The organism is Leptospira perolatii (assembly GCF_002811875.1).
GTDB lineage: Bacteria > Spirochaetota > Leptospiria > Leptospirales > Leptospiraceae > Leptospira_B > Leptospira_B perolatii.
In genome coordinates this window covers 67730-91648 of record NZ_NPDZ01000003.1, presented here as the reverse complement: position 1 = coordinate 91648, position 23919 = coordinate 67730, and the positions used below count along the sequence as shown (strand labels likewise).

The 23919-nt window shown below is 41.8% G+C and carries 21 protein-coding genes; 9 read left to right on the top strand and 12 right to left on the bottom strand.

Annotation, left to right across the window (positions count from 1 at the left end):
* Window positions 1-3 precede the first annotated feature (3 nt).
* Complete coding sequence (locus tag CH373_RS06600) at window positions 4-312, bottom strand: phasin-related domain-containing protein (protein ID WP_100712620.1); 309 nt, start codon at window positions 310-312, stop codon at window positions 4-6.
* Window positions 313-602: 290 nt separating this feature from the next.
* Between CH373_RS06600 and CH373_RS06595 the strand changes: the two genes are divergently transcribed.
* The gene (locus CH373_RS06595) at window positions 603-941 is read left to right on the top strand and encodes a TIGR04452 family lipoprotein (protein ID WP_100712619.1); all 339 of its coding nucleotides are present in this window, start codon (window positions 603-605) and stop codon (window positions 939-941) included.
* A gap of 95 nt (window positions 942-1036) precedes the next feature.
* On the opposite strand, the gene CH373_RS06590 is transcribed toward CH373_RS06595, so the two are convergent.
* Window positions 1037-2176 carry a hypothetical protein gene (locus CH373_RS06590; RefSeq protein WP_100712618.1) on the bottom strand — a complete coding sequence of 380 codons (1140 nt, stop codon included), beginning with the start codon at window positions 2174-2176 and terminating at the stop codon, window positions 1037-1039.
* A 412-nt stretch (window positions 2177-2588) separates the two neighbouring features.
* Here CH373_RS06590 and CH373_RS06585 point away from each other — a divergent pair, with 412 nt between their 5' ends.
* A complete protein-coding gene (locus tag CH373_RS06585) occupies window positions 2589-3476 on the top strand; it encodes an ankyrin repeat domain-containing protein (protein WP_100712617.1) in 888 nt (295 codons plus the stop codon).
* 331 nt (window positions 3477-3807) lie between these two features.
* Here CH373_RS06585 and CH373_RS06575 read toward each other — a convergent pair whose 3' ends face one another.
* Together CH373_RS06575 and CH373_RS06570 are read right to left on the bottom strand one after the other, a co-directional pair.
* Window positions 3808-4797 carry an NHL repeat-containing protein gene (locus tag CH373_RS06575; protein WP_125177709.1) on the bottom strand — a complete coding sequence of 330 codons (990 nt, stop codon included), beginning with the start codon at window positions 4795-4797 and terminating at the stop codon, window positions 3808-3810.
* A gap of 390 nt (window positions 4798-5187) precedes the next feature.
* Entirely contained in the window at window positions 5188-5817 is a 630-nt protein-coding gene (locus tag CH373_RS06570; protein WP_100712615.1) for a hypothetical protein, read from the bottom strand.
* 100 nt (window positions 5818-5917) lie between these two features.
* On the opposite strand from CH373_RS06570, the gene CH373_RS06565 reads away from it, so the two are divergent.
* Both CH373_RS06565 and CH373_RS06555 read left to right on the top strand, forming a co-directional pair.
* The gene (locus CH373_RS06565; protein ID WP_100712614.1) at window positions 5918-6919 is read left to right on the top strand and encodes a WD40 repeat domain-containing protein; all 1002 of its coding nucleotides are present in this window, start codon (window positions 5918-5920) and stop codon (window positions 6917-6919) included.
* 201 nt (window positions 6920-7120) lie between these two features.
* Window positions 7121-8731, top strand: coding sequence for a methyl-accepting chemotaxis protein (locus CH373_RS06555; RefSeq protein ID WP_100712612.1), 1611 nt, complete (start codon window positions 7121-7123; stop codon window positions 8729-8731).
* Between the two features lie 49 nt (window positions 8732-8780).
* Here the strand turns inward: CH373_RS06555 and CH373_RS18740 are convergent, their stop codons facing one another.
* Both CH373_RS18740 and CH373_RS06545 read right to left on the bottom strand, forming a co-directional pair.
* Window positions 8781-9677, bottom strand: a complete 897-nt coding sequence (locus tag CH373_RS18740; RefSeq protein WP_100712611.1) for an SRPBCC family protein — start codon at window positions 9675-9677, stop codon at window positions 8781-8783.
* 32 nt (window positions 9678-9709) lie between these two features.
* Complete coding sequence (locus CH373_RS06545) at window positions 9710-10105, bottom strand: Ig-like domain-containing domain (RefSeq protein ID WP_100712610.1); 396 nt, start codon at window positions 10103-10105, stop codon at window positions 9710-9712.
* A 386-nt stretch (window positions 10106-10491) separates the two neighbouring features.
* Between CH373_RS06545 and CH373_RS06540 the strand changes: the two genes are divergently transcribed.
* Both CH373_RS06540 and CH373_RS06535 read left to right on the top strand, forming a co-directional pair.
* Window positions 10492-12027, top strand: coding sequence for an MFS transporter (locus tag CH373_RS06540; protein ID WP_100712609.1), 1536 nt, complete (start codon window positions 10492-10494; stop codon window positions 12025-12027).
* A gap of 219 nt (window positions 12028-12246) precedes the next feature.
* Window positions 12247-12783, top strand: coding sequence for an SRPBCC family protein (locus CH373_RS06535; RefSeq protein ID WP_100712608.1), 537 nt, complete (start codon window positions 12247-12249; stop codon window positions 12781-12783).
* Window positions 12784-12850: 67 nt separating this feature from the next.
* Here CH373_RS06535 and CH373_RS06530 read toward each other — a convergent pair whose 3' ends face one another.
* From CH373_RS06530 to CH373_RS06520, 3 genes are all read right to left on the bottom strand, one after another.
* Complete coding sequence (locus tag CH373_RS06530) at window positions 12851-13306, bottom strand: DUF1801 domain-containing protein (protein WP_100712607.1); 456 nt, start codon at window positions 13304-13306, stop codon at window positions 12851-12853.
* A gap of 75 nt (window positions 13307-13381) precedes the next feature.
* On the bottom strand, window positions 13382-14152 hold the full coding sequence (locus CH373_RS06525; RefSeq protein ID WP_165778790.1) for a lysophospholipid acyltransferase family protein: 771 nt from the start codon (window positions 14150-14152) through the stop codon (window positions 13382-13384).
* A 254-nt stretch (window positions 14153-14406) separates the two neighbouring features.
* Entirely contained in the window at window positions 14407-15276 is an 870-nt protein-coding gene (locus CH373_RS06520) for a LamG domain-containing protein (RefSeq protein WP_243393292.1), read from the bottom strand.
* Window positions 15277-16068: 792 nt separating this feature from the next.
* Between CH373_RS06520 and CH373_RS06510 the strand changes: the two genes are divergently transcribed.
* Window positions 16069-17382, top strand: a complete 1314-nt coding sequence (locus CH373_RS06510) for a TolC family protein (RefSeq protein WP_100712604.1) — start codon at window positions 16069-16071, stop codon at window positions 17380-17382.
* Entirely contained in the window at window positions 17348-20458 is a 3111-nt protein-coding gene (locus CH373_RS06505; protein ID WP_100712603.1) for an efflux RND transporter permease subunit, read from the top strand. The genes CH373_RS06510 and CH373_RS06505 overlap by 35 nt, the downstream gene beginning before the upstream one ends.
* A 2-nt stretch (window positions 20459-20460) precedes the next feature.
* Here the strand turns inward: CH373_RS06505 and CH373_RS06500 are convergent, their stop codons facing one another.
* Together CH373_RS06500 and CH373_RS06495 are read right to left on the bottom strand one after the other, a co-directional pair.
* A complete protein-coding gene (locus tag CH373_RS06500; protein WP_100712602.1) occupies window positions 20461-20805 on the bottom strand; it encodes an MmcQ/YjbR family DNA-binding protein in 345 nt (114 codons plus the stop codon).
* Window positions 20806-20824: 19 nt separating this feature from the next.
* On the bottom strand, window positions 20825-21406 hold the full coding sequence (locus tag CH373_RS06495; RefSeq protein ID WP_100712601.1) for a class I SAM-dependent methyltransferase: 582 nt from the start codon (window positions 21404-21406) through the stop codon (window positions 20825-20827).
* Between the two features lie 431 nt (window positions 21407-21837).
* Between CH373_RS06495 and CH373_RS06490 the strand changes: the two genes are divergently transcribed.
* Window positions 21838-23001, top strand: a complete 1164-nt coding sequence (locus tag CH373_RS06490) for an Acg family FMN-binding oxidoreductase (protein ID WP_125177708.1) — start codon at window positions 21838-21840, stop codon at window positions 22999-23001.
* 32 nt (window positions 23002-23033) lie between these two features.
* Here the strand turns inward: CH373_RS06490 and CH373_RS06485 are convergent, their stop codons facing one another.
* Window positions 23034-23873 carry an SDR family oxidoreductase gene (locus tag CH373_RS06485; protein ID WP_100712966.1) on the bottom strand — a complete coding sequence of 280 codons (840 nt, stop codon included), beginning with the start codon at window positions 23871-23873 and terminating at the stop codon, window positions 23034-23036.
* Window positions 23874-23919: the final 46 nt, after the last annotated feature.

Genomic DNA, 23919 nt, shown 5'->3' with positions numbered 1-23919 from the left:
CGATTAGATGGAATAATCCTTTCTGTGTTCCCCCTTCATCCAAGCGAAAACTTGATCCTGGACCTCTAGAACTTTCAACTTGATATCATCGTAATCTTTTTCTGCAGTGTGAACGAGTTCTTCTAAACCGGTGACAAACTTATCCGCCAAGTCGCGAACTCGGACCGAAGATTCAGACATATCGGCGGCTCCCTTTGCGGAGAAATCCTGGTATGCTTTCAAAAGTTTTGCCCTTGTTTCCTCCTTCATTTCCTGCCCTGTCTTAATAATCCCGAAACATGCATTAATAATATTTAAAGCTTGCTGATCCATATTTGCATCCTCCGCGCGAATTTAATATCGCTATTATACTCGATAAGAGAGGGGACTTGTCCACTCTTAATAGACGCAAGGCGAAAAACCCCGAAGCATTTTCAGGAGTTGAACAAAATTCGTTCAAACGGTTTACATTTAAAGGAATTCTTGGATATAGGGGAGGTCCTTCAAAATTTTGGATGGACGAAAAGAGAGCTTCATGTGTAATTACTCAGCTGTTGAATTGTTGAAGTTCAATACAGACTAAGCGAAAAGTTGAAAATTTCTGAATTTAGGCCATATTCGGTATGAAGAAAATCACTCTCATTTTTCCCCTCCTCATTTTCGTAAACTGCATCCTGATGGATAGGGCAGGGTTAGCTTATCCAAAAAGAGTAAGCGGACGCGAAGCAAAAGACACCATCGTTACGAACGCAATTTTAGGCTCGGCAGCTTCTGGAAGCCTGGGAATTCTTCCGTTCTTTGCAGCCGATTTGGCGAATGTGAATCCGGATCGTTATTATCTGAAATCAGATGTAGACGATTGTGCCCGCATCACCTTGCTGATCAATCTTTCCGGGACCGATATAGGCGGAATCACCTGCGATCTGCAACCTGATGCAGTGATCTTCCCATTCGTATTATAAGTTCGTAATAAATAAGACTGCGGAGCAAATTTTTGCTTTGCAGTCTTATGACTCACCGATCGTTCCATCTGTCAGCTGCCTTTCCAGACAATGTCTTACGGTCTAACTGTCATTCCAAGAATATAATTAGTATTTGCTAAAGTAGTAATCGTCCATGTGCCGTTAAGACCTGAAGTAGACATCGCGAATACTTCAGTGGATGGGGTTCCAAGATTTCCGGCGGCCACAAAAACACCGGTGATCGGATTTACAACGATTGGAGACCAGTTCACACCACTACATCCTGAGCCCATTGTAGTAAATGGCTGAAAACTTTGACCATTGTCCATTGACATTACCAAATCACAATTTCCGCCTACACCTACGAAGGTGTTTCCGAGGACTGTTCCACCGGAAATAGTAGCTCCCGAGACCGCAACAGTAGCTGGTGTATTCCAAGTACTACCTGCGGTGTCCGAAAATGAAAGTCCGCCTGTCCGAGTTACGACTTCTCCAAAGGCAAGTATTCTTCCATTCGCTCCAGGAATGATATTGAAAAACGCCATATTCGTAGGCGCAGTCCCTGCTACCCAAGTGGATCCGGAATTGGAAGAGAGAAAAATCGCGTCATTCGGGACTAGATTTGTGGGAGGGCTAGGCTCCATCACATTCAAAAATTCTGATGAAAGAAGTGTGGTTCCGGAAACTGCCATAGACGCAATACTCTGAGATCCGCAAGCAGTGTGCAGCACTTGGGTCCATTTAGAAAGATCGCCTGAGGATTTTTGGAAAGAACAATCTCCGCTAGAATTTACCGATCCGCCAGCAATCACTTCGGTTCCGACGATGGTAAGTGTAAACAGTGCAGTTGGGGTCCCGCCTATAATATCGCAAGTTCTCTGAGTCCAAGTGTACGCATCGGGACTCGTCCAGATACCGCAACCACCCGAACCACTAGTGCTACCTACTACAATAAATTGCCCGTTGAAATAGATCGCTCCATTCAAACTACCGTTCGAAGGACCTCCTGGAACAAATGTACATCCAGGAAACGCTGTATTAGGAGGCCTGTCCCAGCTAACACCGTCAGGTGATACCCAAGAAGCGCAGTTTGCTCCGACGGCCAGATAACGAGTTTGCGATCCCATGATTTCGTATAACAAAAGCCCTTGCGAGGTAGTTGTGTCAAAAGGGTTCAGATGTACCTTGAGACAAGAACAGAAAAGAAAGAGGATGATCGTCAAATTTCGCTTCAAAACAATCTCCGGAGAGTGGGCTCCATAAAGTTAACTTCGCTACAGATTTAAGGTCAAGAATCTTTCATGGCCTAAATCACAGAACTACTTGCACAAATTCAATGCATAATTACTGTAACGGTCGTTAAGCACTTTTATTAAGGGGTTTAACAATTCTAAAGTCTAAAGCCGGGATCTTGACTTTTTGAACTATATTAGAATTTTTTGATAGTCTTGAAGGTGCCTGAGCATCAAATCCTGCGGTCAAGACCGTCAAAATGCACTTGTTTTTGTTTCCGCTAACTTAAATTTACCTCAAAGAAATTTGGATCCAAGCACTATCATCCTACCGCTTTCTCTTGCAATAAACCGAAATAAGAGTACTCTCTAAAATTGTACTTGAACCGATGAAATTTCGGTCGGGGAGCGGAACATGTATGATAGGTTCAAATGCAGTTTGTTTTTTTGTACTTGGATCGCATTTTCTGGCGTTTTTCTATTCAACTGTTCTTTTGGGTTACCGCAACTTAGGGATAAATCAATTCTTGATTTATCCGCTGCAGAAAAATTAGAAGCAGAGAAACAACTGCTAATGATAAAGGCCGGCGGAGCTGATATCGATCGGCCTATAGACTCGCAAGGAGATACGCAGTTATTTCGCGCAGCAGCCGAAGGAAGATTTGCGGTTGTAAAATTGCTCTTAGAGAATGGTGCCGATCCGAATCTAGCCAACTCTCGAGGAATTACTCCTCTGATGGCGGCAGCTTCCCAAGGCAGGCTCGTTGCCTGGAAAAAGGATGGATTCAAGGTCGTATATCTTTTACTCCGAGAAGGAGCAAAGATAAACGACCGCGATCAAGAGAAAAATACAGCTCTCATGTACGCGGCTAGTTCCGGAGATCACCGTGCAGTGGGAGTACTTTTGTTAGCCGGAGCAAATACTTCATTAAAGAATCGCTATGAATTAAGTGCTCTTGCGATGGCAGATAGAATCGGTTACGACGGCGGGAACGCCGCAGGTATGCTAAATCAGTTCTCTACGATGAAAGTCACTCCGCTCATTTGGTCTTCCTACTTTGATTCGAATTTCGCTTTAATACTTCTGGCGATGGGTGCAAATCCAAATGATCGCCACTCACTGGGCGGGACCGCTTTGCACCTAGCTTCTATGGCGGGACATACCGAGCTTGTCAGGAAACTCATCTCTGCTGGTGCGAATGTAAATGCAAAGGACGATAACGGTGACACTCCGATGAAGGCCGCACTTCTTAAAAACCATACCGAAATCGTTTTGATCCTTAAGAATGCAGGCGGGAAATAGAGGAGATTGTTGTACACTTGATCCTAAGATTTGGAGTAGATTTTTATCTGATTTTCGATTAGGTTTCGTGTAGGTTTTCAGGTGAGGAAACGTTCAGTGTTTCAAGTATATTTTTAAATGAGGAAATGAGGCACTTCCGATAATCAGCATTATGTCGCATGCGAAAATGGAATAGTTTGATAGTACTCATGCTTAGTTTACACTCTTAACTCAATACATCTTTATGGTATTTCAAATCGCGAGAAATGTTTTGGGACATACCGGATACGAATCACGATATGCATTATCAATTCTTTAAGTACAATTACGGACTCTAATACCAAATCAAGCCTCAACGGGGATAAAATAACATACGGTTATTTGCAGAATCTGCGACATAGAGTCCGGTCAGATCCATCTCCAGACCATAAGGTTGATTCAAAGTTGCTGCGGAAATTCCCCCAACGTTCGGTGCATTTGTAGTAAAATTTTCAGCCTGACCCCAGACTTTTGTCGCGGTAGTTGAAGTTCCTTCAAATTCTAAAACGCGATTGTTCCATGTGTCTGCAATATAAACTTTCCCGAAAAAACTTCTGATATACCAGGGATTATTCAAGGATGTCGCCGTAGTGCCCGGATTTGCTGAATTAAAATCAGGCTGACCATAGACGCGTGAAGGAGTCGTAGAGGTCCCTGGATAAAATAGAACCCTATGATTACTTACATCTGCAACATATACGCCGGAGGCATCTACCCACAGACCTCTAGGCTGATTTAAACCTGCAGCGGAAACGGTAGCACCGGCATTCGCTAAACCGCTGCTAAAATCAAACTGTCCATAAACGCGGGTGGCAGTCGTTGAAGTGCCAGGGTAAAATAAAACTCGATGGTTGTTCGTATCTACAATATAAACTCCTGATGCATCGCTATAAATACCTTGCGGGTTTGCGATACCGTTTGTTGTAGGACTTCCAGTAATGCACGCTCCCACATTATTTGAAACTGCGCAAGTGAACTGTCCAAACTGTCCGTACACTCGAGTGGCGGTCGCAGAAGTCCCCGGGAAAAATAAAATGCGATTCCCTTGGATATCCGAAATATAAACTCCAGTGGGATCCGCGAACACTTCTGGAACATTCGCAATGGTATCAAATGTAGAGCTTGTGGTTCCAGTATTACCTGGCACTGCAAAACTGCCTGCAGTACCGTACACTCTTGTTGCCGTTGTAGAAATGCCAGGATAAAAAAGGGCTCTCGCATTTAACTGGTCTGCAAGATAAATTCCGCTCCCATCTGGAGCAAGTGCAGGCTTAAAGGGACCATTTAGAGTATCCGCACTCATTACAGGCGTATTCACATTCGCGGTAGTGAAACTTCCTACCTGCCCGTAAACACGCGAGGCAATCAAACTGGGAGAAGGCAAACTCAAAAGCAACGCAGAAGCGCTACAAGATGAATCCAATGTAGAGCAATCAAACTTTATGCATCCGTAAACAGGAATGATATTGCAGACGAAAACCAACAAAGTTTTAAATTTCATATGAAAAGTAGGATTCATTAGTATGAAGTTTGAACTTAGTAAATAACTTTCCCATTCTTCAGTTATCATTGATGGGATGTCAAATCTTTTCGACCAATTAGTAGAAAACCTTCCACTACCCTTTCGATACTGAAAAGCAGACAGCACTGTATCAAAATTCACGCATTTGAATTTGTTGAACAAGAATCAATTCTAAGTTTTTCTAGTTCTATTTCTGAACTGCAATAAATATTTTCGAACTTTCAACATTGCATATACAACAATATTTAATAGATTTAATACAAAAATTACGAACAGAGGAGTTTCGATTTTGGATAACCATGCTAGATCGAATAGTTGGATGTCCAGACTTAGAGGTAATTCCTCACGGGAATAGATTCTAGAAAACACGAACTTGTTTTGGTTTCTATCGAAAAGATAGCAGGCTCTACCCGAAGGTTTTCGGGGAACATTCACATTGGGTGCCCCACTAATAAACAAATCATCATATCCATCGTGATTAATATCATAAGGAATCATTGTATTCCAAGTAAAATCTCCGAAGATGTCTTGAACTTTGTTTCCTTTAGAATCGTAAACTTCATAAATGAGAATTTCTCGATGTAGAGATTCTCGAAAATCATTTCGGTTTTTTAATATTGTGTTCCGAACCAGAACATTGTTCGTCTTTATCCTAATCCCATTTCTGAAATCATAATTTTCTATTTCTGAGTAGATGCTTTTCATAATATAGTATACAGGATAGGAAATCATCGCTCCCATGATTGCTATGATTGCTACGTATGATCTTAATAATAGTTTCCATTTGCTATCTATGTTCATACATCCGACCCGGTATTTCTAATTCTGACGAAAGAACCAAACTTACTAACTAAAGAAATTGATTGACTCGAACTCGCGCCGTTTCTAAATCAAGACTCCCATGAAAAGTTCCTTCTTACGAACCAATTTACTCTTACTAACAAGTTTTCTATTCTTTTCGGACAAACTTTTCCCTGGGGAATCTCAGGTTTTGCGCAAGGAGATTGCAATTTTAAAAGGCCACGAAAAACCGATTACAAAACTAGAATTTAGCAAGGATTTATCTTACCTCGCGACCGGTGCAGAAGACAATCGAATCATTCTATGGGAGTTGAAATCCTTGCAACCTCGCAAAACTTTTTCGGGTCATTCAGACTTTATCAGTTCTCTCTCTTTTAGTAACGACAACCGATATTTGCTGTCCGGAAGCAAAGACAAAACAGCAATCCTTTGGGATCTTAGCAAAGGAGAACCGGTTTGTAAAATTTCTTCCTTCAAGGATCTAGTAAACCAAACAAGTTTCTCAAAAGATTCTAAACTTTTTGCAATTTCTGTCTTTTATGAAAACAGCATTCACATCTATAAGACCAGCGACTGTAAAGAAGTCAAAGTTATCAACCAAAACGGAATTGTATCAGGGCTAGATTTTTCTAACGAAGAGAATACTATAGTCAGTGCGAGCGGTGATACATATGAAAAGGATTTGTACATCTGGAGTTTTCCGGACCAAAAACTTTTGGGAAATTTCGGAAACCACGGAGACGGGGTCCGTTTCATTTTTGTCTCAAAAAAATACATAGGCTCCGGAAGTAGAAATAGTCCTCTCACTCTTTGGGATAAGGCCAGCGGTAAATTATCCGCTTCCTTTACGGACTCGAACGAAAAATTAAACCAAACTGTAGATTCAATCGCGATCAATTCTAGCGAGGATCATATAGCAGCAACCTTTGATTTTAGTTGCAATCTCGGAATTTGGAATATCAGAGGCAAAAAGAAAATCGCAGTAATTCCTTCCAATTTTGAAACTTGCTTCAGTACCTTGCGTTTTAAAACTCCAAAAAGTGTTCTCGCAGCGCTCAGCCCTGGCACAGAAATTCACCTGATAGAAGTAACAATTCCTTAGCCAAGAGTCCCGCACCTAGGATGCGGATAGCCCTTGGCTTCCTCCTAGCAAGTTGTCTCAGATCAATCCTGACTCTGACAATTATCAATACTACTTTCCAAATCTAAAAATGAAAATCATGGAATTTATCCGTTTTCTATATTATAAGAAAGCTCCGGCGATATGCCTCTATGCTTTCGCAGTTTCGGAGCGGCTGATCAAATGTTTGGATTTGTTTTTCAAGAGAAGAAGATAGAAAGCGAAAAGAAACAAATGTCCGTCCCTGTTACCGACCATGAAAGGTTGATGAAGGACGGAACCACGATCATTTCGATCACGGATCTGAAAGGAAAGATCACTTACGCAAACAAGGAATTCCTGGACATAGCCGGTTATACCGAAGAAGAAGTCATCGGAAAGCCACATAATATGGTACGTCATCCGGATGTTCCGAGAAGCGCATTCAAAGATTTATGGAGCACAATTCAAAGTGGAAATCCCTGGAGAGGGATCGTTAAGAACAGAGCCAAGAATGGAGATCACTATTGGGTCGATGCGGTAGTAGTTCCTAGAATTCAAAATGGTTCAATCGTAGGTTATATGTCGGTTCGCAGACAGCCGACAAGAAAACAGATCGAAGAAGCATCCCAACTATACGAAGATATACTTTCCGGAAAAGCAAAGGCTAAACCTACAGTCGTTCGAAAACTTTCCATCAGAAAAAAGTCATTCTTATTCGTTCTAGCTACCCTATTCAGTTTAGGAACTATTTCGTATATGAGGTTTATAGAAATCGATCCGTTGCTGATTTCTATTTCGGCTGCAGGGTTCGCTTTACTTCAAATCGCATTCGGATATTATTATATAAATTATATCTTGAACCCTTTGAGAGAAGCGACTGCGGTCACGAATAAAATCGCTACCGGAGATTTGTCCGTAAATATCGCACATAACCGAGGAGACGAAATAGGAGAGCTTCAAAAAGCAATCTTAAAAATGCTGATCAATACCGCACCCTTAATTTCTAAGTTAAAGGAGGATAGCGATACACTGTTACTTTCCTCTCAGGGACTTTCGGAAGCTAGCATGAGTTTATCTTCAGGTACAGAAGAAATGTCACAGCAATCTCAGACGATCGCGAGCGCAGCCACTCAAATGAATCAGAATCTGAGCGTAGTTTCTAGTTCAGTGGAAGAGATGTCTGTTTCTATCGGAGAGGTCGCAAAAAAAGCCGCGGCCTCCGCCAAGATCGCAAAAGAAGCGAATTCAACCGCGATGGTTACTAGCAAGGAAGTAAAAGAACTCGGAGAAAATGCGCACGCAATCGGAAACGTGATCGAAATCATCGCAAAAATTTCCGCTCAGACAAAACTTCTGGCACTCAACGCAGCAATCGAAGCATCCAGCGCTGGTGAAGCAGGAAGAGGATTTGCAGTAGTCGCATCTGAGGTGAAAGAATTAGCCAGACAATCCGCGGAATCTTCCGGGGATATCAAGAGTAAGATTTCTGCGATTCAACTCAGCACCGAAAAGGTGATAGATATGATTGAAAAAATCACATCTGTCATTTCACAAGTAAATCAAATTAGTAGCTCGATTGCATCTGCTGTCGAAGAGCAATCGATTACAACCAAAGAAATCGCAGCGAATATCGGTCAGACATCTCTTAGCTCAAATGACGTTACCCGAAACATCCAAGGGATTTCGACCGCCTCCAGAGAAGGTGCCACAGATGCGAGCAAAGTATCTAAATTTTCCCAGTCTTTGCAGGACTTAGCTTCTGTTCTCACTACCATCGTGAATCAATTCAAAATTTCTAATTCAGCAAAGTAGGTTTCGGCTCATTTTTTCGAAATAGAAACGGACACCTTGTCATTAAATTTTATTTGTTTCCTTCTTTTAGATTTTGATCCAAAGCTTTGATCATCTTTCTCCAACTTTCCTCACAACGTTCCACAAAATCAGCCCACTCAAAATCTAATTCGTGTTTTAAGATCAACTCGCAGCCTTCTTTCACGGGCAAAAAGTCTATGGTCACACGACTCGAGCTTTGATCGTCTGCGGTCCCCCAGGTAAATGCTAAACGATGTGGTGGCACAATTTCCAAATACTTTCCAATATGATCGATTTCCGCATCCTCCCTTCTGATCAGGAAGGAAAAGTCTCCTCCGACATTCGGATCCATTTGAATCCGTAGGACTTCCTCGTTCGGACGAACTTTCGGACCAAACATAAATTCTCCGATTTGCTCAGGATCCAACCATGCTTCAAATACATTCTTGATCGGTGCATCAAAATGATAAGATACCAATGCTGTCGGGATCTGTTTCTTTGCCGTCGGATCTCCGAGTAGCTCCGCCAATTTTTCTAGAATTTCGGTCCAACCACTTTTTACACTTTCTTCCATTTCCTTGAACTTGGAAGAAAGTTCGTGAATTAGAGTTAATTCAGATTCCTCTCCCATGTTTTCTATTGAAATGCTGATCTTATCAGTGTCCTGGCTGTACTTTTCCACTCTGAGAGTAAAGACTAGTCGTTTGGGCCTGAGAATTTCTAAGTATTCTCCGGTGTGCGCTACATCCTCCTCCCCCCTGCGATCTGTAAAATTGAAATGCCCTCCGACTTTCGGATCAATCTCTGCACGAACCATCGTACCTGTTGGGGTAGCGAACATGAATTTTCCTGCTAATTCCGGATTTAAAAAAGCATCAAATACAGGTTTTGCAGGCACTTTGAATTTACGTGTTACTTTTAGAGGAAACGTGTTCTTCGTATCCATTGCAAACTACCATCCAAGTAAAGTGATCGTTTTTACTTAGTTTTGAATTTCAAGACATAGGGAACCAATGGATTTCCGGCTTTATCTCGAAAATTCTGAAACTGTTCAGTATTTAACCAAATCTCGTATTGCTTGTTAGGTTCCAATTTTACCGGCAGTAAGTTCTTCGTTCGATTCGAATCATATTTAGGTTGGCCGTTCAATTTTGGAAAAAGTTTCGGATCTTTGTAGGCCCAAGACCAACTCTGGTCTAGCATAGGCTCATTAAAGACTATTACAATTTCGTTTAGATTAGGATCCACGGTCTGAGATCCGTTTTCTGGAATAGTAGAGATAACCTTAGGAGGGATAAGATCTTCCGAATCTCCCAATAGGCCAGTGTAAAAAGCCAACAGGAACAAGAGACAAACTCTGAATAAAAGATTCATACATACTCCACTTTAAAGATCTAGAAAATTTCCTTCATTTTTACTAGAAAGTCATCTAGAATTTCTGAAGGTCTTTATTCTTCCAAGGAACCCCTTTCCTATTTTTGCAGAAAATTCTTAGGCAAAATAGGAAAACGAACGACCAAGAGAGGCCGCTTTTCAGTTGGTCAGGGATGATTCGCGCGAATTATAATTGATCGGTGATTAGATTCAGAATATTTGACCCTTAGTACTGTGGTTCAATATGGTTCTGAGACAAACCATCTTTACAAAGAAATGCCCAGTTGATTGAAACATCACAAACATTTTTTGGAAGGAAAAAGACACAGGATCCAAATTACATTATGAAAAAATTAAGTAATAATTTCAGAGGAATGGACTAATCGATGGCTACTCGTCGTGAATGGATCGGTCTAGCCGTCATTGCACTCCCTTGCCTACTCTATGCGATGGATTTGACCGTACTGTATCTAGCGGTTCCGCATCTAAGTGAAGAACTAAAACCGAGTAGCTCTCAGCTTCTTTGGATCGTCGATATCTATGGGTTTTTAGTAGCAGGTTTTTTGATCACAATGGGGACCCTAGGAGATCGAATCGGTCGTAGAAAGCTTCTGCTCATAGGCGCGGCGGCCTTCGGGATTGCGTCGGTATTTGCAGCGTTTTCCAATACGGCAGAAATGTTAATAGCAACTCGCGCGCTACTTGGAATCACTGCTGCTACTCTTGCCCCGTCTACTCTATCCTTAATTCGGAATATGTTTCCGGATCCCTCGGAGCGCACTTTTGCGATCGGTGTCTGGGGAGCTAGTTTTTCCGTCGGAGGTGCAATCGGACCTTTGTTAGGAGGTTTGTTGTTGCAGCACTTTTGGTGGGGTTCTGTTTTTCTGGTCAGCGTTCCCGTAATGGTTCTGCTTTTGATTGTAGGACCAAAGCTATTACCGGAATACAAGGACCCGAACGCAGGAAAATTGGACTTGTTGAGCGCCGTTCTTTCTTTGAGTTCGGTGCTTTCAGTAATCTATGGATTGAAAAGAATCGCAGAATATGGATTCGGATGGGAATCCAATCTTTCGATATTAGTCGGCTTTTTGTTAGGGATTTCATTTATTCTAAGACAAGGTAAGCTAAGAGATCCTTTGATCGATCTTCAACTTTTTCAATCCCCTTCGTTTAATGCAGCATTGCTTGTGAACACTCTCACAATTTTTGTTGCACTCGGAAGTTTTCTTTTTATCGCTCAGTATCTACAACTTGTGTTAGGATTATCTCCCTTAGAGGCAGGACTTTGGACGCTTCCCTCCGCCTTAGGGAATGTATTCGGATCAATGATGGTGCCAATCCTTGTACGTAAAGTCCGTGCCGTCTACGTAATGTCAGGCGGTCTAGTTCTTTGTTCCATCGGGCTCATACTGTATGCAAACGTAGAAAGCACTTCTGGATTGATATCTCTTGTGATCGGATCCGTAATTCTCTCGATCGGAATCTGCGGAGTAGTATTATTAGGCACTGATATTATCGTGGGTGCGGCTCCTCCGGAAAGAGCCGGAGCCGCTGCTTCTGTATCCGAAACCGGAGCAGAATTCGGTGGTGTATTAGGAATTGCAGTTCTAGGAAGTATTGGTACTGCAATCTATCGAAGTCAAATGCAAGACTTCAGACCCGAAGGAATCGCTCCCGATCTAGCCGAAGCCGCCAGGAGTACGTTAGGAGGGGCAGTCTCGCTGGCAAAAAATCTCCCCGAAAGTGTAGCGGCTACTCTGCTCGGGCCAGCCAGAGAAGCATTTACTGATTCCGTGCAAATCATATCGATCATCTGTGCAGTTCTGACGGCAGGACTTGCAGTGATAGTTTTAGCTCTACTTAAAAATAATCAGGAATCCGTCGCGACTGCAGAGAAATTGGAAGGTTCGAACGATGTTTGATACCAAATCAAACCTGCAGTTACCTGGGTAAACTATATAGATCTCCGGTAGCCTTTTCACAATTATAGATCATTCGGCAGGAAAAGTGAATACAGGAAAGAGCAATAGTGATATAACGATCCTCTCGGATGTAGAAATCAAGGCGGGTCAAATTTGGTTGCCCATCATGAATTCGTTACAAAAACGTAAAATATTCATCCAAGATGAAGGAGAATCAGAATGGCGAAGAAAATCACAATCTTGGTTCTTGCAGTATTAGGAATTTCGATCTTAGTACTGTTAGGCCTTGCTTCTACAAAACCGGATACATTCCATGTCCAACGGACTGCGAGTATCAAAGCTCCGGCGGAGAAAATTTTTCCGCTTATCAATGATTTGCATGCAATGCAGACCTGGTCGCCTTTTGAAAGAGATCCAGCAATGAAAAGAACTTACAGCGGACCAGCAGCCGGAAAAGGTTCGGTATACTCTTGGGACGGAAACGAAGAAGTCGGAATGGGACGCCTCGAAATTACCGAAGCAACTCCGTCTTCAAAAATTGCCCTTAAATTAGATTTTTTGAAACCTTTTGAGGCTCATAATTTTGTTGAATTTACTTTGGAGCCAAAGGGAGACGCTACGAATGTTACTTGGGCGGTACACGGACCCGTACCCTTCGTTTTTAAGATCTTCCATGTAGTATGTGATCCAGATACCATGATGGGTGCAGATTTCGAAGCGGGTCTTGCTAGTCTAAAAAAGCAAGCAGAGAAATAACCCGGACAAGAACTTTGATTCGGTCAACTACTTGCAATGGAAGCTGACCGAAACATCACCTGCCAACCTACTTTTTTAGGTTTTTCTCATAGACTTCGATCCATTGCTTCGGCGTCATTTTTCCGGCGAGCTCACCGATGAGCTCGTAAGGGATTTGGTCTATTTTCTTAAACCGAATGCAGCCTTTTCCCATGTCCAACTTTCCCTCGCACTCCTCCGAATATTTTTTCGTGAACCAAGTCAATAGTTCTTTGTTGCTGTAAATACCCATATGGTAAACCGCGATAAAACCTTTTTGCGAAGCTATATTCATAAAAGGTAATGGTAACTTAGGATCGCAATGATATCCGTCCGGATACATAGTAAGAGGAACTACATAACCTAACATACCGTAGTTCATCACTTCCTTGAAACCCTTCGGCAGATTTTTGAGTACTGCTTTTCTCAAGGAATTGACTGCTTTCTTTCTATCTTCCGGGAGACTATCTAAATATTCCTTTGGAGTCGATGCCTTTGATTGCATATGAATTCTCTCCTTTTCGGTCTTCTCACATTTCCATACCTGATCAACGTACCGCGTCAAGAAACATAGAATATTTCATCCTGGAGAAGTAAGATTCTCGGAGATAACTTTCGAAAAGAATCGATGAGAATATTCCTGCAACTCTTTGGAGCTCGAAAAATTTTCCGGTAGAATGAATTGTTTAAATAAAATCTTAACTGTTCCGGGACGAATGATCCAACTTCCGTACGGAAGAATCTTTTCCATACCAATGGCAATCACCGGCAAAAGCTTTACTTTGGATTTTTCCGCTAGCACAAAGGGACCATTCTGAAAAGGCTGCAACTTTCCGTTTTTACTTCGAAATCCTTCCGGAGAAATTCCTACGCTAATTCCTTTTTCCAAAAACTTTGGAGCCATCCTGAGCAATTTTTTCAATGCGGCTTTCTTTTGATTTCGATCGATCACGATGCAGTTCGGCTTTCTGGCCCAACCGAATACAGGTATTCTAGCATATTCCTTATTGATTACCCAGATCAAGTCCGAAGGTAAAACCGACGGAAATATCAAGGTTTCTGCATGCGAGGCCTGGGTCGCAATTAGAATATAAACGTCCTCTGGCTCGCGTTTTTGTTCGTCTACTACGATGACTCGAATCGGCAAGAACCAGCGAATGATTCTGCTCCAAAGCCATATAACTTTTCCAGAAAGTACTCTGCTAGGCCTTATTAGATTCCAAATCCATAATGGTAAAATCAGCAATAGAGTGAAGAGACCAATAAGTATCCAATAACCTAGCGATACTATCGCGTACAATAGGTTTTTCCAGAGGTTTTGTTTTTCCAAAGAACGTATAGGTGGTTTCAAATTCTTTTTTATATCCGTCCCAACTGCAACAAATGGAACTAGTAGAGTGAATCAATAGCAAAATGTCTAGAAAGGTAGTTTTTCATCAAACCCAATTGTATGGATTTTAACGAATAGACTGCAGTTTAATTTTTGTTAGTTGGTGTTTCTGAAAGGAGAAAGTCAGTAAGTGAATAATTTGGCAGAAAGCCGTACGAGCCTGTCGTGACTGCAAAACAGACTCGTACGTAAGTAGTTAGGCAAAGTGTTATGATTTAAAAATCACTCAAATCGTCGTAAATATGGAGATCATCCATATAAACGTTGGCATAGTCGGTGCGAATTCCCATCGTTCCCCAGCTAAACGTACCATCGGTGACCGACAGTTGTAGAACTCCATCTACGTAAAAGTTTAGGCTAGTTCCAATCGCCGCAAATGTAAGCTTATACCACTGTTTGACATTGAAAGGTTTCGGGTTTCCGCTCGCATCTTTCAGAACACCGCTCGCGAGAGTAGTATAAACACCACATTGCTTTTTCTTAAAGTAAGTGGTTCCATCATTCCGAAGAGATACAACATACAAATCGTTCTCAGTTCTGTATCTGCCGAATAAATGCACCCCTTGCCATGCATCGCTAGACGCTTGCCAAGAATCCACATAAAAGCGGGATTCGAATGCTTGGTCGGTCCATTTTATCCTAGATCCGCTAGACAGACCTTGGAGTAACATTCTAAAATTATAATCTGTTGTGATAGATCGATGGTACAATGCAGTACCGACATACTTAGCTGTCAAAGTTCCAGAAGTAACTTCGAGATGACTTTGCATTGCTTTGTTGGAACTAGTTTCGATCACCTCGTTGTTTGCATAAGTTTCGAATCCTTCGAATTGCACACCCGCAGGAGTGTTCCAAGGTAAAATCTCCGTGCTTCCACTAGGATAATAACCAGTACCCGGATAGAACTCGTAAGTGCCGGGAGGGTTCGTACAAGTAGTTGCCTCTAAATCATTTGCAACAACGAAACTTTTCAGATCGTTTACGCTAAGATTCAGTTGATCCTTATTTGCTACGTTAGGTGTTCCAATAAATAGAACCAAAGCTACAGCTAATAAGATTTTTTTGAACATCTGTTTTATTTTCATCTCTGAACTCGCAAAATTAACTAAATGGAATCTTGCGCATGACCTTTATCATGTCAAGACATTCACTGTTCGGGAGCATTTAAGCGATGATACGAAGCGTCCCATAGCGAGCGCTATATAAGCATTACATAATATATGAATATGTGTCAAATTGTGTAGATAGAATTAAACTAGTTTAATTGATAACACATCGAAGCGATAAAAGTACTCAAGAATAATGTGTTCTATCTAGAGCAAAATCAGTACTTAAACTTAGCCTTCCGATCATAAGGCAATCTGAAAAGAAGCAAATTCGAGTTCATAATCCGATCGGATTATTTTTTCGGGCAGATTAATTTATTTGATTTTTCAGATATTTTTTTAGGAAATGATCCTGTGAGAGTCAGGATACAGAAATTTTTCGCATTCAGTTCCCTCCTCTCTGTACTTTATTTTGCGTCAGAGTGCACGCCACTTTGCTCTACGGAATCCCCGAGTTTTGCAGTTTCGATCCAAATGACTTCTGGGATTTGTCACCGAAATGTAGCTTTGGGCTCTGATCCTCAATGCAGTTGGGACACCGGATCGGTAAAATCGACAGAGTACACTCGCCTATCTATCTCTCCGAATTGCTTTATTTCTTACTTTTGCCCAAGCGAATACGATCTTCGCCCGAAATCACAAGCCGATTTGGCAAAAATCACCGGCCTTTCTTTTAAAACAGAAGAAAGGCTAGTATCCCTCAAGTCCATTCGCATACTGATTTAGAACTTCACTCTCAAATATCAAAATATTTGAAAGCGAGGTCGACCGATGCAAAGCATTTCCTATAAACGCAACTCCAGCAATTTAGCTATAGCATTACTATGTTTGGTTCTTAACCCATTTCTAAATAGCACGAAGGCCCAAACCAATCAGTCGGACATTTTGGATCTGGCGGGCATTTTGCAACTTGCTGAAAAAAATTCAGCACTGCTTTTATCGCTCAATTCGGATTTAGAGGCACTCTTCTATAAAAAAAGACAAGAAGGAAGAACACAAAACCCTTCGCTTACGATTGATTACGGGATTCGAAGCGCGATCAATCAGTCCGGAGCCGAGTATTCTCTGCAGCTCGACCAGCCTATTTTCTATCCTGGCAGAAAAGAACTACGACAACTTCTCGTAGATAACGACGCTAAGATAAAAGAAATCCAGTTGGTCGAGGCGACGAACTCCATACGGTTGAGTTCGATCAAATACGCGTATCGTTATGTAGTCGCGGCAGAAAAGAAGAACCACGTCAAAGAAAGGCTCAAGAGACTTTCTTTGATCGAAAGCTATATTCGAGCGAGACCTTTCATTACTCCGCAGGCAAAGGCAGATCTATTTATCATCGATAGAAAAATTCTTTCGCTTAAAAAGCATTTCAACGACTTAGAGCTCGGTTCCGAAAAGGATTACGAATCGATGAATCTCTATCTGATGCGCGAAAATCCTCCGAATCTCAGGATTCCTTATTATAAAGATGGAATACAATTCGAGTACGATCGTTTATTGAAAAAAGCTGTTTTAGAGAATCCAACTATTTTAGCTGCAGTAGGAGAAGTAGAAAGAGCCAAGACAGAACTACTTCTGGCGAATATGGAGAAATATCCCGACTATTCCGTCATGGGCCAGGTCGGAGAGGACAAATCTGGAGTCGCAAACAGATTTTATGACTTCGGCCTGAGATTTAGGATCCCTGTCTGGGACCAATACGAAAACAAAGTATCGACTTCTCGAGCAAATTTTAGATCCAAGCAAGACAGAGTTACTCATCAGGAAAACTTAATTAAGATAGAATTCAAGAAGGCTTTTCTGGATTACGAAAAATCAAAAGCCAACCTGAAGCTCTTCACTTTATCTAAGTTGAATGAAGTGGAGAAGGATCTGAATTATGCCGACGTGGAATTCAAAAAAGGAAGAATCCTCTTGATGACGTATTTAGAATTGGAAAATCAATTGCACGAGACCCATCATGCTATTCTGGATGCGCAGCTAAGTCATGTGGAGTCGCTATTGAACCTACTTTACATCACGAACGAAAAAGACATTTTAGGAAACTTGAAAAATGCTGTCGAAGCTTCTGAATACCAGTCTAAATAATCCGGTCCTTTCTACAGGGCTCGTCTTATTCCTATTTCTCATTTCCTTTTTTCAATTAAAAGAGATAACCATCGACGCAGTACCTGATATCACGAATGTTCAGGTAATGATCAATACTGATACAGGATCTCTGGATCCCGATCAAGTAGAGAAAGTAATCACCTTCCCGCTTGAAACAGAGCTAATGGGTTTACCCAACCTAATCGATGTTAGATCCGTATCTAAATTCGGTCTTTCTAATATTTCTCTGATTTTCAAGGAAGGAACGGATATTTACCAAGCGAGATCTATGATCTTGGAAAGAATATCAAGTGCAAAGGATAAACTTCCCAAAGGAATCGCGCCGAAAATCACACCTAACACGACAGGTCTCGGAGAAATTTTCTTTTACGAAGTGGTTGCAAAGCCGGGCTCCGAACTGGAGAAGCTCCCGGAAAAAGATAAGCTCTTATATCTTCGTACTGTCCAGGATTACATGGTCAGGCCCCAAATCAAAGCCCAGGTTCCAGGAATCGTAGAAGTAGATTCGAATGGAGGATACGAAAAGGAGATTCACATCGACTTGTTACCTTCCAAAATGAAACGATGGGGAATCACGATCGATCAGCTTATTCGGGAGCTCTCTACCTTAGGAGAAAGTTTCGGAGGCGGATTCATAGAGAACGAAGGCAAAATCTCTATCGTTCGCGCTTACGGGCTGAAAAAGAGCCTGAAGGAACTTTCTGAAGTCCCGGTACGTCGCACGCTATTTGGCTCCCCTATAAAAGTAAAAGACATCGCAACAGTAAACGAACACGGAAAACTTAGATTGGGAGGTGCCACCTCAGAAGGCAGAGAAATCGTACTCGGAACTGCCTTAATGCTAAGGGGCGAAAACAGTTATAAAGTAAATTCAGATCTAAATCGAGCAATTTCGAACTTGAGCCTTCCAGAAAACGTGGAAGTAAAACTTCTTTTAGAAAGATCTTTCTTAATCAATGCAACAATCAAAACAGTTTCCAAAAACTTAATAGAAGGTGCACTTCTAGTAGTATTGACCCTATTCTTCATCCTCTTTAATCTGAAAGCGTCCGTCATTGTGGCTTGCATTATCCCAGGCTCAATGCTTCTCGCACTTGCTTGTATGAGACTCTTGGGGATCTCGGCAAACTTAATGAGCCTTGGTGCTATAGATTTCGGGCTCCTCGTAGATGCGGCGATCGTCATCACGGAAAACGTAATCTCAAGATTCGACGCGGAAACTTTTTTCTCGAAAGAAGAAAAACGCAGGGTCATACTGCAATCTTCGATCGAAGTATTGAAGCCAGTTTCATTCGGAGTCATCGTTATCATGCTCGTTTATGTACCGATTTTGACTTTGGACGGAATTCCAGGTCGGATGTTTCGCCCGATGGCGGAAACCGTGTTGCTCGCTCTGGGGTTCAGCTTGTTTTTAGCGGTCTTTCTTTTACCTCCCCTTCTATATTTCTTTTTATCCCCCCGAATTTCCAAACCGAACCGAGTCCAAAAAGAGAGTCGAATCGTTCACGCCTATGCAAGCTACCTGCCTACGCTTTTGGAAAAGCCAAAATTTGTCGTTACATTTAGCCTTTCCTTTTTCCTCATTACAATATTAATATATTTGAATATGGGAACTGTTTTCTTACCGAAGCTCTTGGAAGGAGACCTTATGCTCGTAATCGTTCGAGAAGGTCAGGTAGGGCTCGAGGAAAGCATTAGAGAACAAAAGGATGTGGAGAAGGAACTCCTTAAGCTTCCCGAAGTACAAAGCGTATTTTCTAGAATAGGAACCAGCTCCGTTGCGAATGATCCGATGGGGCCATTCAATGCGGACACCTTTATCATTCTAAAAAAAGAAGCGATTTCTGAATTAATACAACCCAAGAATTGGGAGCCGCTGCTGTCAAAAATCCATTCTACGATTCAGGCAAAATACCCGAGTTCTGAACTTACCTTAAGCCAACCATTAGAGGCTAGATTCAACGAATTGCTAGAAGGAAGTCGAGCGGATATAAGCGTGAGAATTCTAGGAAAGGATCTGAATGTACTTTTTGAACTTCAGGAAACGCTTCGAGAAAAGTTGAAAAACATTCCTGGAGCCGCCGAAGTTGAGCTAGACCCAATTATGGCGTTGCGCAAGGCCCGCGTGATTGATATCGTTCCGGATCCGATGAAATTAAAATATTATGATATTTCCTTTCCTTCTTTTAATCAGGCGATTGAGGCTTCGATGAGCGGCTTCGAACTCGGCGGATACTACGAGGAGGAAGTTCGTTTCCCGATAAAAATCTGGTTATCCGAGGAGGTTAGAAATATTGAATCAGAGATTCGTAATATTACTGTTGGAACCAGCGACGGCGGAATGATTCCGATTTACCTGTTGTCCTCTTTTCAAAAGAAAGAAAAGGTAATGACGATTTCCAGGAACAAATCCAGACGCTTTGTCGCTGTTTCGGTCAACTTAAGAGGTAGGGACTTACAAGGATTTTATAACGAAGCACGGGAAGAAATTTCCAAGCTTGGGATTCCGAACGGATATAACGTTTTTTGGGGAGGGCAAATAGAAAATCTGAGCAAGGCAAAAGAAAAACTTTCCGTTATCATTCCGGCCACGTTATTTATGATCTTAATCGTTTTATATCTAGGCCTAGGATCCGCCAAGCAAGCACTACTCGTATTTTTCTGCGTACCATTTGCGCTTTCCGGAGGGATTTGGCTTTTATTCCTGAGGGGAATGGACCTTAGCGTATCTGCTTTTGTAGGATGTATCGCATTATCAGGAATTGCAGTATTAAACGGATTAGTAAAACTAGATACGATTCATAGAATTCGGGAAGAGAAAAAATTGAGCGTGAAAGAATCCGTAATTTTAGGAGCCACTAGTAGAATTCGACCCGTAATCATGACCGCACTGGTTGCCTCCTTCGGTTTCGTGCCTATGGCTTTCGGCTCCGGATTGGGTTCCGAAGTCCAAAAACCTTTGGCGACAGTCGTCATCGGGGGAATTATTTCCTCTACATTCTTGACGCTAGTGATCCTTCCGGTACTCTACTATTGGTTAGAAAAGGAATCGTAAAATTAGATATCGGCTCTGAACTTCTCCGCAATTTTTTTCGGAGCCACCGTACAATAGGCGGCATTCATCGCTTGAATTAAGATTTCCTTTTTTACTTTAGTGAGATCTACTTTTGTCCAACCTTGCTTTCCCCAGGCGCCTTCGACTGGAAAAATCATTTTAGAATCAATCGCCCAAAAAATGGGCCGATCGAACTCGTTTAACTTCAGAACAGCAGTTTTTTCCTCGGGCTGCAAGGTAGCAAATATCTTCTTTTTGATTCGAAAGGAAGGATTTCCCCAGTGGTCCTGTTCTACCACCTCGGGATAAGAAAGAGCCATTTTTCTAAATGCTTCTGGTTGAATCATTTTCTATTAACAACGATTGTTAAGGTTTTATAAAGTTTGCAGTAAAAGTCTTTCCTTTTCCGAAAACCCGATCCAGCACAAATCCTGCAGGGCAAAGAATTTTTTCGATCTCTTTGACGGATAAAATATCAGGATCGCCTGCTTGTTCGGAAACGGAAACGATACCTCCCTTACGAAGTAAGCGAAACATTTCCTTCGCGTATAAAGCCTGATTTTCGATTTCGCCCAGTACGGTGACCAAAAAAATTCTATCGAATGTCTGGTCTTGGTAATCCAATTTGTCTCCGTCACAAGTTTTAAAATCAAAATTCTTTAATCCCGTTCGCTCTAGTCGCTTACGGGCCTTTTCAAGCATCTCTGGCTGGATGTCGGTGAGAAAGAGTTTTCCTTTCGGAATCCTCTTCGCAATCTCAGGACTAAAATATCCTGGACCGCAACCGATTTCGAGTACATTAAAATTCTCTTTCAAGTCTAGGCGCTCAGCAAGCTTACTCGGAGAAAGGAATAAATTTCGAATAGGCAAAAGCAATACCCAGGCGAATTGGTGAGGGTACAATCCTTTGCCGGAGAATCTACTGAATAAATCCGCTATTTTAGACATTTGCTCGCTCAGTTGTTAAAACATTCCAATATTCTAATTTTTCTACACTATTCAAAAAATACACGACAATACCTATTCTCCGGATTCCTGTTTTATGAATTATTTATTACAAATTATGAATGTATCTTAACAAATAATGTTAAGTTGCTTCAAGAATAAACAGGAACCACTGGGAACTTAAAGCCAAATTCTTCCGATTTGTAGGAGCTCCTACAGATAAACCGATCACTTAAATTGCTTGCCAAGAATCAAGTTTTATGGCAAAGGATCCGGCGTAAGCGCCACCGCTGCCGCTCCGGCCCCCACCCAACATAGGGCGGGGCCCTTTCACTAAAAAGTACTTCCGCCTCATCTCTTTTGAGCCTCTAATCAATTGGTTTATTTCCAATTTCTACTTTCTTTTTCCAAAAATTCTCTTAGATTCCTTCCTCGTGAAAGATCCAATTACCAGAAAAGAGTTCTTAAAAATATCTATGCTTGCTGGAGGTTCTGCTCTATTCGGAACTTCTCTCTTAGCAGATTGTTCCGGTCCCGCGCTTTCTAGGGAAACTCCTTGGATCGGCTCATCAAACGAAACCCCAGTTTTAAGGGCGATCCGTTGCGGGATGACTGCGCCGAACGCACACAACTCTCAGCCTTGGAAGTTTCGGATACTGAATGACTCTGAATTTTTGCTCTTTCTGGATCCTTCTCGTTTATTAACGGACACTGACCCTCCAGCCAGACAAAGTCTTATATCACAAGGTACTTTTTTAGAGTGTCTTGCCATCGGAGCTTCTGCTTTCGGATATGAAGCTAAAATTTCCCTATTTCCGGAAGGCAATGCAGAGATCGGCAACTTCGCAAAAAAACCCATCGCAAAGATTGCACTCTCCGCTAAGTCAATTTCATACGATTCTCTCTCTGAATTTCTCGTGTCTCGAAGAACTACCCGAACTCCATTTACAGGAACCTTCGCAAAGCAAGAGTCAGAATCTTTGCTCTCTAAAGCGGGAATACTTCGGAACCAGTTAGGTTTTCTTTTCGAGGGAAATACGAAAGAGGAATTGATCGGATTTTGTAAAAAGGCTTTCGAAGTAGAAACGAATACGTATCGAACAAATGAAGAGACCAGAAAATGGTTTCGTTACAGTGACGACGAATGGGACAACAAGAAAGACGGGCTTTCTTTCCGTGGATCTGGACTGACCGGATTCAAACATTGGCTCGTCTCTAAATTCATTGTTCCACCTGGGCAAGAAGTTTGGCATTCTTCCTCTGCACGAGAGGGCTCCGTCGATGTCTTTCAAAATGCAATCGCCGCGACTCCGGCATTCGCTTGGATTCAAACAAAAAAAGACGATTCAGTTTCTAGAGTAGAATCTGGAAGGGACTACGCAAGAATCTGCCTCGCCGCCGAGGCTTGCGGTTTTGCTCTCCATCCGGTCAGTCAGATATTAGAAGAGTATTCGGAAATGAAGGAATTACGATTAGCGGGAGAAAAACTTCTAAATATACCTCCTCCCGCAAAAGTACAAATGTTATTCCGCCTTGGGCTAAGCGACTACAGGTACGTGAGCCCGAGAAGAAATCCAAACCAACTCTTAGAAGGCTAAAGGCTTTTAATACTTTAGAATTTTATTCTTTTCTAAAGAAAAGATTTTAAAAACTTCTTGGTTTCTTCTAGCAACTTCTGCTTAAGATTTGTATCTAACGCGAGTCCTTTGTATTTTACTTGCTTTCGGTTTTCAAAGTACTGACCACTCACACCTTCCATTCCCGGAGCATCCGTAAGATAGATCAAGTCCAAGGCGCTTTTTTCAGGTGTAATAAAGAATAAATTTTTCACACTATTATAGATTGAACCTAGTATTCCTCCGAAATCTCTAGAAAGCTCGGTATTCACTACGCCAGGATGAATCGCGTTTACTGTAATTTTCGTTTTTTTTAATCTTTCGAAAAGATCCTGCATATAATATAAATTGAAAAGCTTTGAATCACAATAGGCGCCTAACCAAGTATACTTCTTTGTTTTTTGCCAGTCGTTCGGATCCGGTTTTGCGTTTCCATACAATTTTGAAGTCAAGATCAAGATTCTAGAAGAACCTGCTGCTTTTAGTCTTGGTAGCAACTTCTCCGTCAACAAAACATGAGCAAGGTGATTTACCGCAAAAGTTAGCTCATATCCGTCCTTGGACGTTTGCCTCTCTGGAGAAATCAATCCTGCGTTATTAATGAGGGCATCGATTTTGGGAAATTTCTTGGAGATTTCTTTAGAAGCTTTTGCAACTTCTTTGAGGGAGGACAAATCGCAAGTCACATAACTGATCTTTTTGTTTCCGGTCTTGGCGGAAATCTCTTCAATAGTTGCTTCTGCTTTCTTCGGATTTCTTGCAACCAAGAGTATTTCCCAACCTCTTTCTGCTAAACCTCTTGCAGTTGCTTTGCCGATTCCGTCCGTAGCCCCAGTAATTACAACTTTTTTCATTTCTAATGATCCTTGCTTTGGCTTTTCACTTAAATTGCCTTCTCGC